Origin of the sequence: Pseudomonas sp. S150 (assembly GCF_004526365.1) — a bacterium.
Lineage (GTDB): Bacteria > Pseudomonadota > Gammaproteobacteria > Pseudomonadales > Pseudomonadaceae > Aquipseudomonas > Aquipseudomonas putida_A.
Map to the genome: position 1 here is coordinate 5,618,203 of NZ_CP038207.1, position 15,318 is coordinate 5,633,520.

14 protein-coding genes and 2 pseudogenes are annotated in these 15,318 nt (G+C 59.1%); 6 read left to right on the forward strand and 10 right to left on the reverse strand.

Annotation, left to right across the window (positions count from 1 at the left end):
- Positions 1 to 53: 53 nt before the first annotated feature.
- From E3Z29_RS26020 to E3Z29_RS26030, 3 genes are all read left to right on the forward strand, one after another.
- A complete protein-coding gene (locus E3Z29_RS26020; protein ID WP_134787282.1) occupies positions 54 to 959 on the forward strand; it encodes a LysR family transcriptional regulator in 906 nt (301 codons plus the stop codon).
- A gap of 53 nt (positions 960 to 1,012) precedes the next feature.
- Positions 1,013 to 1,417 carry a GNAT family N-acetyltransferase gene (locus E3Z29_RS26025; RefSeq protein ID WP_134787283.1) on the forward strand — a complete coding sequence of 135 codons (405 nt, stop codon included), beginning with the start codon at positions 1,013 to 1,015 and terminating at the stop codon, positions 1,415 to 1,417.
- A gap of 61 nt (positions 1,418 to 1,478) precedes the next feature.
- Complete coding sequence (locus tag E3Z29_RS26030; protein ID WP_098965502.1) at positions 1,479 to 1,994, forward strand: hypothetical protein; 516 nt, start codon at positions 1,479 to 1,481, stop codon at positions 1,992 to 1,994.
- A gap of 1 nt (position 1,995) precedes the next feature.
- On the opposite strand, the gene msrA is transcribed toward E3Z29_RS26030, so the two are convergent.
- The 3 genes from msrA to msrB are packed head-to-tail and all read right to left on the reverse strand — an operon-like array spanning position 1,996 to position 5,053.
- Positions 1,996 to 2,700, reverse strand: coding sequence for a peptide-methionine (S)-S-oxide reductase MsrA (gene msrA / locus E3Z29_RS26035; RefSeq protein ID WP_134787284.1), 705 nt, complete (start codon positions 2,698 to 2,700; stop codon positions 1,996 to 1,998).
- Positions 2,701 to 2,715: 15 nt separating this feature from the next.
- Positions 2,716 to 4,491 carry a cytochrome c biogenesis protein DipZ gene (locus tag E3Z29_RS26040; protein ID WP_134787285.1) on the reverse strand — a complete coding sequence of 592 codons (1,776 nt, stop codon included), beginning with the start codon at positions 4,489 to 4,491 and terminating at the stop codon, positions 2,716 to 2,718.
- 43 nt (positions 4,492 to 4,534) lie between these two features.
- Positions 4,535 to 5,053 (reverse strand): peptide-methionine (R)-S-oxide reductase MsrB, encoded by a 519-nt coding sequence (gene msrB / locus E3Z29_RS26045; RefSeq protein WP_134787286.1) that lies wholly within the window; start codon positions 5,051 to 5,053, stop codon positions 4,535 to 4,537.
- Positions 5,054 to 5,204: 151 nt separating this feature from the next.
- Here msrB and E3Z29_RS26050 point away from each other — a divergent pair, with 151 nt between their 5' ends.
- The 3 genes from E3Z29_RS26050 (at position 5,205) to E3Z29_RS26060 (ending at position 8,253) form a co-directional block, all read left to right on the forward strand.
- The gene (locus tag E3Z29_RS26050) at positions 5,205 to 5,915 is read left to right on the forward strand and encodes a response regulator transcription factor (RefSeq protein ID WP_134787287.1); all 711 of its coding nucleotides are present in this window, start codon (positions 5,205 to 5,207) and stop codon (positions 5,913 to 5,915) included.
- Entirely contained in the window at positions 5,912 to 7,432 is a 1,521-nt protein-coding gene (locus E3Z29_RS26055; RefSeq protein ID WP_134787288.1) for a HAMP domain-containing sensor histidine kinase, read from the forward strand. Before E3Z29_RS26050 ends, E3Z29_RS26055 begins: the two co-directional genes overlap by 4 nt.
- Before the next feature lie 119 nt (positions 7,433 to 7,551).
- Positions 7,552 to 8,253 (forward strand): hypothetical protein, encoded by a 702-nt coding sequence (locus tag E3Z29_RS26060; protein ID WP_134787289.1) that lies wholly within the window; start codon positions 7,552 to 7,554, stop codon positions 8,251 to 8,253.
- A gap of 67 nt (positions 8,254 to 8,320) precedes the next feature.
- Here E3Z29_RS26060 and E3Z29_RS26065 read toward each other — a convergent pair whose 3' ends face one another.
- From E3Z29_RS26065 to E3Z29_RS26105, 7 genes and pseudogenes are all read right to left on the reverse strand, one after another.
- Positions 8,321 to 8,812: a RidA family protein gene (locus E3Z29_RS26065; RefSeq protein ID WP_134787290.1), complete on the reverse strand. Its 492-nt coding sequence runs from the start codon at positions 8,810 to 8,812 to the stop codon at positions 8,321 to 8,323.
- 311 nt (positions 8,813 to 9,123) lie between these two features.
- A pseudogene (gene cyoE, locus E3Z29_RS26075) lies at positions 9,124 to 10,018 on the reverse strand (heme o synthase).
- A 10-nt stretch (positions 10,019 to 10,028) separates the two neighbouring features.
- Positions 10,029 to 10,364 carry a cytochrome o ubiquinol oxidase subunit IV gene (cyoD, locus tag E3Z29_RS26080; RefSeq protein ID WP_003227981.1) on the reverse strand — a complete coding sequence of 112 codons (336 nt, stop codon included), beginning with the start codon at positions 10,362 to 10,364 and terminating at the stop codon, positions 10,029 to 10,031.
- Positions 10,364 to 10,987, reverse strand: a complete 624-nt coding sequence (cyoC, locus tag E3Z29_RS26085) for a cytochrome o ubiquinol oxidase subunit III (protein ID WP_003227982.1) — start codon at positions 10,985 to 10,987, stop codon at positions 10,364 to 10,366. Before cyoC ends, cyoD begins: the two co-directional genes overlap by 1 nt.
- A 3-nt stretch (positions 10,988 to 10,990) precedes the next feature.
- A complete protein-coding gene (gene cyoB, locus E3Z29_RS26090; RefSeq protein WP_007968380.1) occupies positions 10,991 to 13,018 on the reverse strand; it encodes a cytochrome o ubiquinol oxidase subunit I in 2,028 nt (675 codons plus the stop codon).
- 3 nt (positions 13,019 to 13,021) lie between these two features.
- Positions 13,022 to 13,963, reverse strand: a complete 942-nt coding sequence (gene cyoA, locus E3Z29_RS26095; RefSeq protein WP_027612162.1) for a ubiquinol oxidase subunit II — start codon at positions 13,961 to 13,963, stop codon at positions 13,022 to 13,024.
- 825 nt (positions 13,964 to 14,788) lie between these two features.
- Positions 14,789 to 15,299, reverse strand: a pseudogene (locus E3Z29_RS26105) (disulfide bond formation protein B).
- Between the last annotated feature and the right edge of the window lie 19 nt (positions 15,300 to 15,318).

Below are 15,318 nucleotides of genomic sequence, written 5' to 3' on the forward strand. Positions count from 1 at the left end.
CAGAACTGGATAAACTCGGTAAAACTTCAATCATTTAAAAGCAGAGCTTGATAATGGACCTGTTGCAGGCAATGAGCGTCTACGTGAAGGTTGTAGAAGCCGGGAGCATGACGGCGGCCGCGTTGCAGTGCGAAATGTCCACGACCATGGTCGGAAATCACCTGCGCGCACTGGAGCAACGGCTCGGCGTGCAATTGTTGCAGCGCACCACCCGCCGGCAGCGGCTTACCGAGTTCGGCAACGTGTACTACCAGCGCTGTCTGGACGTTCTGGGTCTGGTGGCCGACTCCGAACGCTTGGCCGAACAGGCCCTAGACGAGCCACGCGGCCTGTTGCGCATCACCGCGCCGCTGACCTTTGGTGTCGAACGCCTGGCCCCAGCGCTCAGTGAATTTTCCCTGCAATACCCGCAGGTGAAAATGGATGTGGTGCTGACCAACCGCCGCCCGGATCTGCTGGAAAGCGGCCTCGACGTAGCGTTTCGGCTGGGACATTTCGAGCAGTCGAACCTGATCGCCCGGCCGCTGATCGACTACACCCTGACCGTGTGCGCTTCGCCGGCTTACGTCGCCCGACGCGGCATGCCGATCACCCCGGAAGACCTGCAACAACACGACTGCCTGTCGTTCGCCTACCCTGCCGGCGACGACTGGCAATCGGTGGAAAAACGCTGGCGCCTCAGCGGCCCGGACGGCGAGATTCTGGTCGACGTCAGCGGCCCGATGCTGATGAACACCTCCGCCGGCCTTCATCAGGCAGCACGCACCGGCATGGGCATCGTCATGCTGCCGGATGCGCTGGTGGAACAGGATCTGCGCGACGGCAAACTGGTGACGGTGATACCCGATTACCAGCCACCGAGCCGCCCTTTGCATTTGCTCTATGCCCCGGATCGTTATCGTTTGCCCAAGCTGCGGCGCTTCGTCGAATTCGCAATGCAAACCTGGGGCAGATCCTGACTCAATTGCTATCGACTACGCTCCGGTGATTGCCGACAAGGATGCTGTTATCGATGAGAAACGACCTTACCGTACGCGATCTGTTGCCCGACGAAGTGGAGCCAGTTCGGCTGTTTCTCGGCCTACATGGCTGGGGACACCGAACAGGCTCCAGCGACTACTTCACTCAACTGATCGAAAACTCGCAACGCACTGCCATCGCACTGAGCGGCGAAAAAATCATCGGTTTTGCCCGAGGCATCACCGATGGTTTGTCCAACGGTTATCTGTCGATGGTCGTAGTTGATGGCCAGCATCGGCGCGCCGGCGTCGGGCGCGCACTGGTCGAGCATGTCATGGGGGACAACCCCGAGATCACTTGGGTACTACGCGCCGGGCGCGAAGGTGCGGAGGCGTTTTTTGCCAGTTTGGGGTTTGAAACATCGGTAATTGCCATGGAGCGACCGCGCTTGAAATAACCGCCGCCGAACATGGCAACCGCTATGATTCATCTTCTCTTTCAAGCACGGACGCCAATTGATGCTGATCACTCTGCAAAACACCCCTCTGTGGGTTTATGCGGTTTTCCTGGTACTCGTTTATTTCGGGATCAAGGCTCGCACGCCCAGCCCCAAGAGCCGTTTAGCAATGCTGGTCACGCCACCAGTGTTAATAGCCTGGTCTCTCTTCTCAATAAATCTGACGCTTAACCCAGTCCTGTCCCTCAGCTGCTGGATTGGCGCCCTCTTGCTGGGCGGCGTTACGGCATGGCTAATGTTTTCGGCGCAATACGTGACGCTTGATGATTCGCAAACAGGACTGATCTTGCCCGGCACTTGGAAAGTGTTGATGTTGTACCTGCTGTTTTTTGCCGTGAATTACTACTTCGGTTATCAGGATGACGTGCATCCGGAGCAAGCCTCTGCTCTGGATACGCTGCTGTTCAAAGCTGCAGCGTCAGGTTTCGTCTGTGGGTTGATTGGCACTCGTTCGCTGAAGTACTACCGGTTGCTGCGCTTGCTTCAGGCGCAACGCCCGGGCTTGACCGCGCAATAAATCAGGAGCCGTTTTTCACCAACACCGGCTTCTCCTGATAACGCTGCGCGAACAACTGCTTCAACTGCGCGACCTTGGGCATGTCGTTGATCACGATGTACGGATAGCTTGGGTGTTCGGTGAGGAAATCCTGATGATAGTCCTCCGCCGGGTAGAAGCCGTTGTAGGTTTCCAGTTGGGTGACGATCGGTTTGCTGTAGGCATGCTCGGCGTCGAGTTGGGCGATGTAGGCCTGGGCCACGCGTTGCTGGTCGGCGTTGACCGGGAACAGCGCCGAACGATATTGCGTGCCGCTGTCGGGCCCCTGGCGGTTGAGTTCGGTCGGGTTGTGGGCCACCGAAAAGTAGATCTGCAGCAGGCTGCCGTAGCTGACTTGCGTCGGATCGAAGGTGACTTGTACTGACTCGGCATGACCGGTGTCGCCCTCGCTGACCCGCTCATATTCCGCCGTGTTCGCCGCACCGCCGGCATAACCGGAAACGGCTTTCTGCACACCTTTGACGTGTTGGAAAACCCCTTGCACGCCCCAGAAACAACCACCGGCGAATACCGCCGTTTCACTGTGCGCCTGAGTGGTTTCGTCGAGGGCTGGCGGCGGGATGACCACCGCGTCCTCGGCGCCGAAAGAGAACGCCGAGCACTGACCGATCACACCGGCCATGGCGACGCCGAGCAATGCACGGCGCCAGTTGTTTTGAGCTTTCATGTTGCGCACTCCCGATCAGCCGAAGGTGAAGGCGTAAGCCGATACGCCCGGGTCAAGAAATTCGATGGTGAAGGTCCGGTCCTTCACCTCGTCGGTTTGCCGCACCAATTGGTACAAGCGCTGTTCGGTCACGCGGCCGCTGCCATCCGCGGCGACATCGACACCGTGGGCGTCACCCGGCGCCTGCCCGTCAATCGACACGTTGAAACGCACCGGTTTGCCATCCGCACCCGGGCCCAGCACCAGATGCAGATCGCGGGCGTGGAAGCGGTAGACGATGCGACTGGCCGGCGCGCTGGCGGTGGCCTGCTCGGCACCGACGGCCCACTGGCCGCCAAGGCTCCAGTCATTCAAAGCCAGGTTGGCGGGTGGGTTATAGGTCGCGACCTTGTCAGGCACCAGCCCGGTTTCCGGTACGAAATGTTCCGCACGCTGGTAGCCGACGTAGGTTTCCGGTGACAGCACCTGATTCATGTCCGGCGCCTGTTGCACGCCTTGGGCATCGGCGTTGATCAAGCCGTCGGCGACGGTTTTCGCCCCGGCCTCACGCAGCAACTGCTGTATGACCCGTTCCGATTCGGCGTAATCCCCTTCGCCAAAATGGTGGTAACGAATCCGTCCTTGAGCATCGGCAAAATAATGCGCCGGCCAGTATTCGTTGTTGAAAGCACGCCAGATTTTGTAGTCGTTATCGATGGCGACCGGATAGTTGATACCCAGCTCCTTCATGGCTTTAGTGACATTGCCGACATCGCGCTCGAAAGCGAATTCCGGGGCGTGCACGCCAATCACTACCAGGCCTTGATCGCGGTACTTTTCCGCCCAGGCTTTGACGTATGGCAAGGTGCGCAGGCAGTTGATGCAGGAGTAGGTCCAGAAATCCACCAGCACCACTTTGCCCTTCAATGCCTGGGCATCGAGCGGTGGCGAATTGAGCCATTGCACGGCGCCATTGAGCGGCGGCAACTGGCCTTCGACCGGTAGTGTTCCCGGTGCCTTGTCGGCAACTTTCATCGCCCCGCCGGCAGCAGGAATCTGCGCCATCATGGTTCCGTTGCCCGTCGGCGATTTGCTGGTCAGCTTGCCCACCAGTGCCTGTTCAATCCCGCCCGTGGACGCCGTCGACAACCGCGCCAGCAACCCGGTGTCGAGGCCCAGCGCAATCGCTGCGACACCCGCGAGCATCGCCGCCCCCAACCCGCGCCGGATCCACTCCCCCGTACCGATCGAGCGCTTCATCAACGCAAAGACCTTACTGCCCAGCAGCAGCGCCGCCGCCAGTGAAGTCGCGGCGCCCGCCGCGTAGGCGAGCAACAACAGCGTGGTGGCGATGCTTGCCCCTTGCAGCGCGGCGCCGGTCAGAATCAAACCGAGGATGGGCCCGGCGCACGGTGCCCAGAGCAGACCCGTGGCGACGCCAATCAGAAACGAGGCGCCGGGACGCGGACGATTGTCCTGGCCCGCGGCTTCGGACAGCCGACTGCCGGCCGACACCAGCGGCCGCGTCAGGCGCTCGGCGAGACGCGGCAGCAGCAGCGTCAGCCCGAACAGTGCAACGAACAGCAACGCGAGCCAGCGACCGAACTGATTGACTTGCACCACCCAACCGCCGCCCACCGCCGCCAGCGTGGCGACTAAGGCGAAGGTAAGCGCCATCCCGGCCAATAGCGGCAAGCCACTCTTGATAAACGGCTGCCCGGTGCGAGCGAAGACAAAAGGCAGAACAGGCAGGATGCACGGACTGACGATCGTCAGCACACCGCCCAGATAAGCGAGAACCAAGAGCCACATGGTGTCGTCCTGTAGAAAGTGAACATCGAAAAATGGCCATGGCTCATGCCGCCACGGGTTTGAACGTCATCGCCAGGCCATTCATGCAATAGCGCAGGCCGGTGGGTTTCGGGCCGTCGTCGAACACATGTCCCAAGTGCCCGCCGCAGCGTCGGCAGTGCACTTCATTGCGTGACATACCGAACGATCGGTCCTGACGCGTGGCCACCGCATGTTCCAACGGTGTCCAGAAACTCGGCCAGCCCGTGCGGCTGTCGAACTTGGTCGCCGATGAAAACAGCGCCAGATCACAACCCGCGCAGGCGAATGTGCCGTTGCGATGCTCGTCGTTGAGCGGGCTGGTATAGGCCCGTTCGGTGCCTTCTTCGCGCAGGATGGCGTACTGCTCATCCGAGAGCAGCGAGTGCCATTCACTGTCGCTGTGGCTCACCTCGAAAACCTCATCGGCACGGGCTTGCTCGATCAGTGCGGTGCCCGAGGAAAATTTTGGCAATACACCCGCCACCAGAGCTGCAACCCCCAGCCCGCCACTCGCTACGAGAATCTGTCGCCGTGAAAACATGGCCGTCTCCCAAAACTCCAGGTGCCTGTCATGGAACACAGCCTAGGCTTGGGTTGATCGCCAAATCCTCACGGGAAGTTAACGAATTCGTGATAACTCGCCCCGAGGAAAACCCGCACAATGCGCTCACTGCGCCGAAGGATTGAGCTTGATGGAATTAACCAAACGCATCCTCGTGGTCGAGGATGACCAGCACATCGCCGACTTGATTTGCCTGCACCTGCGCGATGAGCATTACGACGTCGTGCACTGCGCCGATGGCGACGAAGGCATGCGCCTGTTGCAACAGGGACAATGGGATGCACTGATCCTCGACCTGATGCTGCCGGGGGTCGACGGCCTGGAAATCTGCCGCCGCGCCCGGGCGATGGCGCGCTACACGCCGATCATCATCACCAGCGCGCGTTCCAGCGAATTGCACCGCATCCTGGGTCTGGAACTGGGTGCCGACGATTACCTCGCCAAACCGTTTTCAATGCTGGAACTGGTGGCCCGGGTCAAAGCCTTGCTGCGCCGGGTCGACGCCATGGCGCGCAACCTGAAGATGGACGCCGGCAGCCTCAGTCTCGATGGCCTGAGCATCGACCCGATCACCCGCGACGTCGCCCTCAACGGTGCGCGGCTGGACCTCACTCCGCGAGAGTTCGACTTGCTGTATTTCTTCGCCCGACAGCCGGGCAAGGTGTTCTCACGCATGGACCTGCTCAACGCGGTATGGGGTTACAGCCACGAAGGCTACGAGCACACGGTCAACACCCACATCAATCGCTTGCGGGCGAAAATCGAAAGCGATCCGGCGCAACCGACCCGCATCCTCACCGTGTGGGGCCGAGGCTATAAATTCAGTACGGAACAACCATGAAACTGACCCTGTCGCAGCGCCTGTCGCTGGTGTTCGCCGTTTTGCTGCTGGTGTGCTGCGGCACCTCGGCATGGCTGCAGGTGCGCTCCAGCAAGATGCATGAACTGGAAGTGGTGCAAGGCCTGTCGCGGGATCTGGCGCAGCACATCGCCCATGACACGGTGCTGATGGACAGCCATGGCCTGATGCCCGGCGCCGTGCGCGAACTGTTCAGCAAGCTGATGCTGGTCAACCCGAGTGTCGAGGTGTACCTGCTCGACAGCGAGGGGCGGATTGTCGGCAATGCGGCGCCGGAAGGACATCTGCGCCGTGAGACGGTTGATCTGGCGCCGATCCGCCGGCTGCTCGATGACCAGCCGTTGCCGATCCTCGGCGATGACCCGCGCAGTACCGACGGGCGCAAGGTCTTCAGTGCCGCGCCGTTACGGGTCAACGGCAAGCCCGCCGGTTATCTGTACGTAGTGTTGCTCAGTGAAGAACACGATCGTTTCGCCGAACGTGGCGCGACCAGTGCCGCGCTCAACACTGCATTGCTGTCGATCGGACTGGTCGCATTGCTATGCCTGATCGCCGGTCTCACGGCGTTCAACCTGATCACCCGGCCACTGCGCCGATTGACCGAAACCGTCAGCCGGTTCGACATTGATGGCGCGCCGCAACCTCTGCCTGCACCGTCAGCGACTGTGGATAAAAGCGCTGACCCGGATGAAATCGCCGTACTCGATGGCGCCTTCCGGCAGATGCAAAACCGACTGGGTGATCAGTGGCGCTCGTTGACCCGCCAGGATCAGGAGCGCCGCGAACTGGTGGCGAACATTTCTCACGACCTGCGCACACCGCTGGCCTCGTTGCACGGCTATCTGGAAACCCTGTCACTCAAGGACGCCACGCTCTCTGCCGAGGAGCGGCGCCGCTATCTGGGTATCGCTCTCGATCAAAGCCGCAAGGTCGGCGGGTTGGCGCAATCGCTGCTGGAGCTGGTGCGTCTGGAGCACGGTTTCGTGCAACCGGTACTGGAACGCTTCTCGCTGATCGATCTGCTGCAGGACATCTTCCAGAAATTCGAACTGGCCGCCGAAGCACGCCACGTCGAACTCAAGGCCAGCTTCGGTCCGAACCTGCCGACGGTGTGCGCCGACCTTGGGTTGATCGAACGGGTGCTGACCAACCTGGTGGATAACGCTTTGCGCCACACGCCTGCGGGCGGTGAAATCGAGCTCGACTTGAAACCCCAGGGCGCCTTGGTCGAAGTCACCGTCAGCGACACCGGCCCCGGCATCGCTCCCGAGTTGCGCGAAGGTCTGTTCCTGCGTCCGTTCAATATTGGTGGGGCGCGGCGTGACGGTGGACTGGGTCTGCGCATCGTCCACCGCATCCTGCAACTGCACGGGCGTGAGATTCAGTTGATCGATGTCGCCGGGCGCGGGGCGACTTTCCGCTTCACGCTGCCGACCGATCAGCAAACCGCTGAACAGTGGATGGTGCGCTCGATGAACCTGAACACGCCGGACAAATAATCCGCACCACCGGACTGTTGTTCCGTGACAACGCCGCCCCGCTCCCCTAAATTAACCGGCCTGAAAAAGACCTCGCGCTTTCTCGTTTCCACTCAAGTTAAAAAAGTAGTGAAATTTCAATGTCCGATTTCAACACCGCTGAATCCGTAGTCACCGAATCGTCCAAAGCGGAATACGAAAACTCCATCAATCTTTCACAACACCTTCCACAAGCCAAAATCATCAGCGAGATGGTGCTGGATGCTTTCCAGTCGACCCGCGAAAGTGACCAGATCCGCGAGCTGCGCGCCGCGATCCGTCAGGCGCACGACAGCTTCGATGACGACAAGGCCTACGAGCTGATGGGCCAGCTCAAGGCGCTGAAAGACGCCGAGGCCGCCGACATCGCCGCCCTCGAAGACCTGAGCAGCAAGTTTTCAATCGGCCGCATCCTGTCCTGCTTCAAGGACGATCCGGCGTTCCAGGAAATCGTTTACGGCCTCGCGCTCAAAGTGCTGAATCAGACCCACCAGGCGATCAGCAACCCGAGCGGCGGCAAGAGCAAGGCTGCCAAGAAGAAAGAACTGGAAATCTTCACCATCAGCAAGGACGGCAGCAGCGTGACCCTGCCGCTGCGCACGCCGCGTTCGCGTCTGAACGTTGACCGTGAAGCGCTGGAGTTCCTCGGTTTCACCTTCGTCGGTGAAGGCGAAGAAGCCGAGTTGGAGGGCGAGACCTTCATCGACAACGCCGGCACCGAACACGCGATCAACCGCAAGAACATCATCACCGCCCTGCAACAGCAAACCGCGTTCGATGGTTACAGCATCGCCGCGCAGTAATCCCGGCGCCGACAAAAAAGCCCCGCTCTGAGATTCAGGCGGGGCTTTTTGTTGGGCGGCGTAACGGTCAGACTTCCGGCTGCACCGCCACGATCATGTCGACTTCAACCGCGGCGTTCTTCGGCAACTGATAGACACCGACCGTAGTGCGGGTGTGCCGGCCGGCATCGCCGAGCACATGGCTGAACACGTCCGATGCACCGTTGGCCACCTCGCTCAGGTCAACGAAGTCCGGGGTCGACTTCACATACACCGTGACCCGCAACAACGCCCGAATCTTGTCCAGCGAACCCACCGCATCGACAATCAGCGCCAGGCAGCGCATGGCACTGATGCTCGCGGCGGCCTGGGCGTCCTTGAGGGTCAACTCCAACCCCACGCGACCGGGATACAGAATCCTGCCATTGACCCGCGGCACCATGCCGCTGATGTACAACTCATCGCGATGACGGATCAGCGGCGCGTAATTGCCGCCGGCGGTGTTCTCGCCATAGATGTCGTAGTTCAGCTCTTGTGCCAGGGCAATGAAGCGTTCGTCGCAGGTCATCCTCTCAGTCATTTCGCCCAGCCTTTTGGTCAGTGCATGAAGAATCGCGGAGTGGAACAGTTGAGCGCCGAGGAAGTGGCATGGCGCTATCATTGAAGACTGGATCCAAATCTAGGTGTTTTGCCAGTACTGCGCAACCTTCGAAATCGGCGGCGCACGCCATCGCGAGCAGGCTCGCTCCCACATTTGATTGGCGTCGTTCACAAATCCCCTGTGGGAGCGAGCCTGCTCGCGATGGTGTCACCTCGATTCAGCATAATTTACCCAACAAAAAACCCCGCACATCTCTCAATGTGCGGGGTTTTTCGTGAAGCCATCCAGCCTTACGGCGCGTACGTCAGCAGCAGCTCGGCCGGCACCTTGAAGTCCAGGGACATCATGACGCTCAGGGCGGTGATAGTGAAGATCGAGAACACGAACAGCTTGCGTGCCCAGACCGTGTCATCCACTGCCTTGTAGCCGGTCCAGGCCATGTACAACCAGTACATGCCATGCCCATGGCCGCGGCGACCGCGAGAGGTAGCTCATGCCGGCGTAACCGCTGAAGGTCAGCATCAAGGTCGCCACGAGGAACGCCAGGATGTAGAGCAGGATGTGCTTCTTGGCCACTTCGATTCCGCGCTTGACGGGCAGCACCGGAATCGATGCGGCCAGGTAGTCGTTGAAGCGGAAGATCGCGATGGCGTAGGAATGCGGCATCTGCCACAGGCTGAACATCACCAGCAGGGTCAGTGCGGCCATGTCGAAGCTGTTGGTTACGGCAACGTAACCGATCACTGGCGGCATGGCGCCCGACAGACTGCCCACCAGCGTGCCGTGCACCGACTTGCGCTTGAGGTACAGGCTGTAGAAGCCGACGTAGATGATGAAGCCGATTACCGCGAACAGGGCGGCCAACGGGTTGGCCACCTTGTACAACAAGGCAACGCCGAGAACACCCAGGATGGTCGCGTAGACCAGGGCCAGTTTCAGGGAGATCAAGCCCTGCACCAGCACCCGGTTCTTGGTGCGTTCCATCTTCAGGTCGATGTCGCGGTCGATGCAGTTGTTGAACACGCAACCGGAGGCCACAACCAGGGATGTGCCGATCATGGCGGCCAGGAACACCGCCAGATCTACATGCCCTTTCGAGGCCAGGAAGAACCCGCCTGCCACAGAAAGCACGTTACCGAAAATGATCCCCGGTTTGGTGATTTGGATAAAGTGCTTGAGCGACATCGGGTCTACCTCACTTCGCCATCATGTACGTGTGGATGCTGAACATGATCCACAGCGACAGGCCAACCAGCAGCAGGATCACGATGGCCGTAAAGACAAACGCGATCACGTTGTTACGTTGTGCAATCGAACGGTCCAGGTGCAGGAAGTAATACAGGTGAACGATCACCTGGATTACCGCGAACAGCAGGACGATTGCCAGCGTGGTCGACTTCGGCAAGGTCGGGAACATCACCAGGCCGAACGGGATGGCAGTCAGGATCACCGACAGGATGAAGCCGATGGCGTACGACTTTACGCTGCCGTGGCCAGCATCATGGCTGTCATGGGAGTGTGCATTAGCCATTACAGAGTCCCCATCAGGTAAACAACGGTGAATACGCAGATCCACACCACGTCCAGGAAGTGCCAGAACAGGCTCAGGCAGCTCAGACGGGTCTTGTTGGTCGCCGTCAGGCCGTGCTTGTTGACCTGGTACATCATGATGCCCATCCAGATCAGACCCGCGGACACGTGCAGACCGTGGGTACCGACCAGGGTGAAGAACGCCGACAGGAAGCCCGAACGGCTAGGACCGAAGCCCTCGGAGATCAGCAGGTGGAACTCGTTGATCTCCATGGCGATGAAGCCTGCGCCGAGCAGGAAGGTCATGAACAACCAGCCCAGAACCTGCTGCTTCTTGCCTTTGTACAACGCCAGCATGGCGAAGCCGTAGGTGATCGAACTGAACAACAGCAGAGCGGTTTCGCCCAGCACGTATGGCAGTTCGAAAATGTCGTGGCCCGACGGGCCACCGGCGACGTTGTTTACCAGTACTGCGTACACCGCGAAGATCGACGCAAACAGAATGCAGTCGGTCATCAGGTAGAGCCAGAAACCGTATACGGTCATCTCGCCCGAGTCGTGGTGATGGTCATCGTGCCCATGGTCACCATGGGCGTGTCCAACATTGGTCACTAAGTTCGACATGGTTTAAGCCTGTTCCAACGAGGTTACACGGGTGGCATTGGCCGGGATTTTCCCTGCCGCGACCAGACGCTTGTGCTGCTCGGCTTCGATGCGCTCGATCGTTTCAACCGGAACCATGTAGCCCTGGTCGTCACGTGCGGCGTGGATCACGAAGTAGATGACAGTGCCGGCCAGGCTGGCGATCGCCAACCACCAGATGTGCCAGATCATCGCGAAACCGAAGACGGTCAGCAGTGCGCCCATCACCACGCCAGTGGCGGTGTTGTTCGGCATGTGGATCGGCTCGTACTTGGCCGGAGCCTGGTACGCAGTACCGTTTTCCTTGGCTTCGGTGAACGGGTCGATGCAGTCAGCCTTAGGCAGCACAGCGAAGTTGTAGAACGGAGGTGGCGACGAGGTCGACCATTCCAGAGTGTGGGCATTCCACGGGTCACCGTGTTCGCACATGTTCTCTGGCTTGTTGCGGTCACGCACACTGACGTACAGCTGGATCAGTTGGCAGGCGATACCGACAGCGATCATCACCGCACCGAACATGGCAACGTACAGGTACGGTACCCACTCAGGGTTGGTGGTGGCGTTCAGACGACGGGTCATGCCCATGAAGCCCAGTGCATAGAGCGGCATGAACGCGACGAAGAAGCCCGAGATCCAGAACCAGAACGCTGCTTTACCCCAGCCTTCGTGCAGCTTGAAGCCGAACGCTTTCGGGAAGTAGAAGCCGAAACCTGCGATGTAGCCGAATACCGCGCCGCCGATGATCACGTTGTGGAAGTGCGCGATCACGAACAGGCTGTTGTGCAGAACGAAGTCAGCACCCGGGATGGCCAGCAGTACGCCGGTCATGCCGCCGATGGCGAAGGTCACCATGAAGCCCAGAGTCCACAGAACCTGGCTGGTGAAGCGCAGACGGCCCTGGTAGATGGTGAACAGCCAGTTGAACAGTTTCACACCCGTCGGGATGGAAATCAGCATCGTCGCCAGACCGAAGAAGGCGTTGACGCTGGCACCCGAACCCATGGTGAAGAAGTGGTGCAGCCAAACCATGAAGCCCAGTACCGAGATCGCGCCCGAAGCGTAGATCATCGAGTGGTGGCCGAACAGTTTCTTGCCGGTGAACGCCGAGATCACTTCCGAGAAGATGCCGAATGCCGGCAGGATCAGGATGTAAACCTCAGGGTGGCCCCAGGCCCAGAACAGGTTGACGTACATCATTGGATTGCCACCAAGTTCATTGGTGAAAATGTGGAAATCCATGTAACGGTCGAGGGTCAGCAGTGCCAGGGTAGCGGTCAGGATCGGGAACGAAGCCACGATCAGGACGTTGGCCCAGGTGCAGGTCCAGGTGAAGATCGGCATGTCCATCAGTTTCATGCCAGGGGTACGCATTTTCAGCACGGTGGCGAGGAAGTTGACCCCCGTCAGCGTCGTGCCTAACCCGGATAGCTGTAGCGCCCAGATGTAGTAGTCCATACCCACGCCAGGGCTGTACTGCAGACCCGACAGCGGCGGATAGGCAACCCAACCAGTCTTGGCGAATTCGCCGACACCCAGCGACAGGTTGATCAGCACAACGCCGGACACCAGCAGCCAGAAGCTCAGGGAGTTCAGGAACGGGAAGGCAACGTCACGCGCGCCGATCTGCAGCGGCACTGCAAGGTTCATCAGGCCGGTGAAGAATGGCATCGCCATGAAGATGATCATGATCACACCGTGAGCGGTGAAGATCTGGTCATAGTGTTCAGGCGGCAGGTAGCCAGGCGAACCCTCGGTGGCCATGGCCAGCTGGGTACGCATCATGATGGCGTCGGCAAAGCCACGCAGCAGCATGACCATGGCAACGATGATGTACATCACACCGATTTTCTTGTGGTCGACCGACGTCAGCCACTCGGTCCACAAGTAGGTCCACTTCTTGAAGTAGGTGATTGCAGCGAACAACGCCAGACCACCGAGCGCGATCATCGAGATGGTGACCATCACGATCGGCTCGTGGAAAGGGATCGCTTCCCAACTTAATTTACCAAACATCGTTTACTCCTCTGCCCCGGCAGCTGAATGCGAATTCGAGTCCATGTCCGTTGCCGCCACTTCTTTCTCTTTCTTCTCGTGCTTCAGCGGCTTGCCCGGTTTCATGCCTTCGTACTTGTCGACGATGGTCTGGAACAGGTTCGGCGTGACCGAGGAGTAGAGCTCGACTGGATTGTTCTGGCTTGGCTTGGCAAGGGCTGCGTATTCAGCTTGTTCAAGCTGTTTAGGTGCCTTTTTGACTTCACTTACCCAGGCGTCGAAATCTTCCTGAGAAGTTGCGATCGCTTTGAATTTCATACCGGTGAAACCAGCGCCGCTGTAGTTGGCGGAGATACCGTCCATTTCAGCGTTGCGGTCAGCGATCAGGTGCAGCTTGGTGGTCATGCCCGCCATCGCGTAGATCTGGCCGCCCAGGCCCGGGATGAAGAACGAGTTCATCACGGCGTCGGAGGTGATCCGGAAGTTGACCGGAGTATGCGCCGGGAACACGATCTTGTTGACCGTGGCAATGCCTTGTTCCGGGTAGATGAACAGCCACTTCCAGTCCAGCGCAACGACTTCGATGGTCACCGGCTTGACGTCGGATTCAATCGGACGGTACGGGTCCAGTTTGTGGGTCGAAATGTAGGTGATGTAACCCAGGGCGATGATGATCAGAACCGGGATGGTCCAGACCGCCACTTCGATTTTGGTCGAGTGCGACCATTTCGGGGTGTAGACGGCATCCTTGTTGGACGCGCGGTACTTCCAGGCGAACAGGAAGGTCATGACGATAACCGGCACAACGACCAACAGCATCAGCAGCGTGGCGGTGATGATCAGGTTGCGCTGTTCCAGGCCGACCTGGCCCGTTGGATTGAGCAGGGTCATGTTGCAGCCTCCCAGCAACAACGTGCCGAGCAGCGGCACTAGGCCTAGTAATCTGGGGTACCTGTTTTTACTCATCTCACGACCTCTAAAGCAGCTTGCGCAATGCAGTTGGGTTTTGATCGCCAACACTTCACCCTGCCAAGGGTTGGCATTTTCTTTGGATTGAATAAGGGCCGCCCGTCGCGCGTCAGACGCTCGACAAAACCATGGACAGCGGTCAGTTCTTATTCGAATTCGTGGTCAAAGGCCTTGTTACAGACCAATTCCATTTGGTGCGGAAAGTTGGAAGGCACCGACACCTGGGTGTCGCAAAAGCCTTTCGGCCCGCTCGACACCCGACTTCCTGTCCAGTTCCTTAATAAAGGCTGAACAGTGCCGGGAATTCAGTGCGGGCGATTGTAGATAGGTAGCGCCCTATACACCATGTCTTATCCCGAAATAATTTTTATCGCTCAGAGCAACAATCCATCACCGTTTTTGCAAAAGTTCCGCATGTTATCGAAATCGATTCTCAACAAAAACACCAAAAAATGTAGGCCTATACACCTCAGTTCAGACAGCTCCGAAGGGATTTTCCCGGCAGCGAATCGGCGCAAAGCCCGATATTCAAAGGCCTCTGGCCATCTGCCAGAGCCTGTTAAAACTGCCTGATCTGGCACCTGCGTGCAAAACCAGAAAAATGCCGAAACAGACCAATCCTTTTTTGTAACATTACGCCAATCCGGGTCGCCGAAAGGCCCTGCGACATGGCGCGTGTGACAACATGTCGCACACCTGCCGCACTCTCCATTGCCGTTCGTCACGGTGATTTCACAAACACTCTGAAATGCAAAACGCCCCGATCGGCTGATCCGCAAATCGGGGCGTTTTCTGTATCGGCCAATCTGCCGAAGAGTTGATTCAGCGCAGTGCTTTTCGGTTACGCGAGGTCAGCAGCGGCACCAGAATCACCACCAGCACGAACGCCACCAGCGCCCATTGCGCCAGCGACAGACCGAGGATCGGCGGGTACGGCGTCGAGCAGAAACCATCGACCTGGAAGCCCAGCGGGAAGATCTTCGCCAGCGGCAGGTCGTCGACAATCGGCTGCAACACATCGATGCCGCAGCTCACCGCCGGATAGAACTGGGTGTACACGTGATGCCCGGCAACACCCGCGCCGGCGATCGCGCAGATCACCACCAGCACTTCGAACACCGTGATGCTGCGGCGGGTGCGCATGGCCGCGCCGATAAACGCGAACAGCGCAATCAGCAGCAACGCATAACGCTGCAGGATGCACAGCGGGCATGGTGCCTCGCCCAGCACGATCTGCATGTACAGCGCGCCGCCGATCAGTGCCAGACAGATGATGCCCCAGCAGCACCAGAAAGCGCCGCTCACGTCCCAGTCGAATCGTTTCCTCGCTCATCGCGTTTCCCTTGTATGTC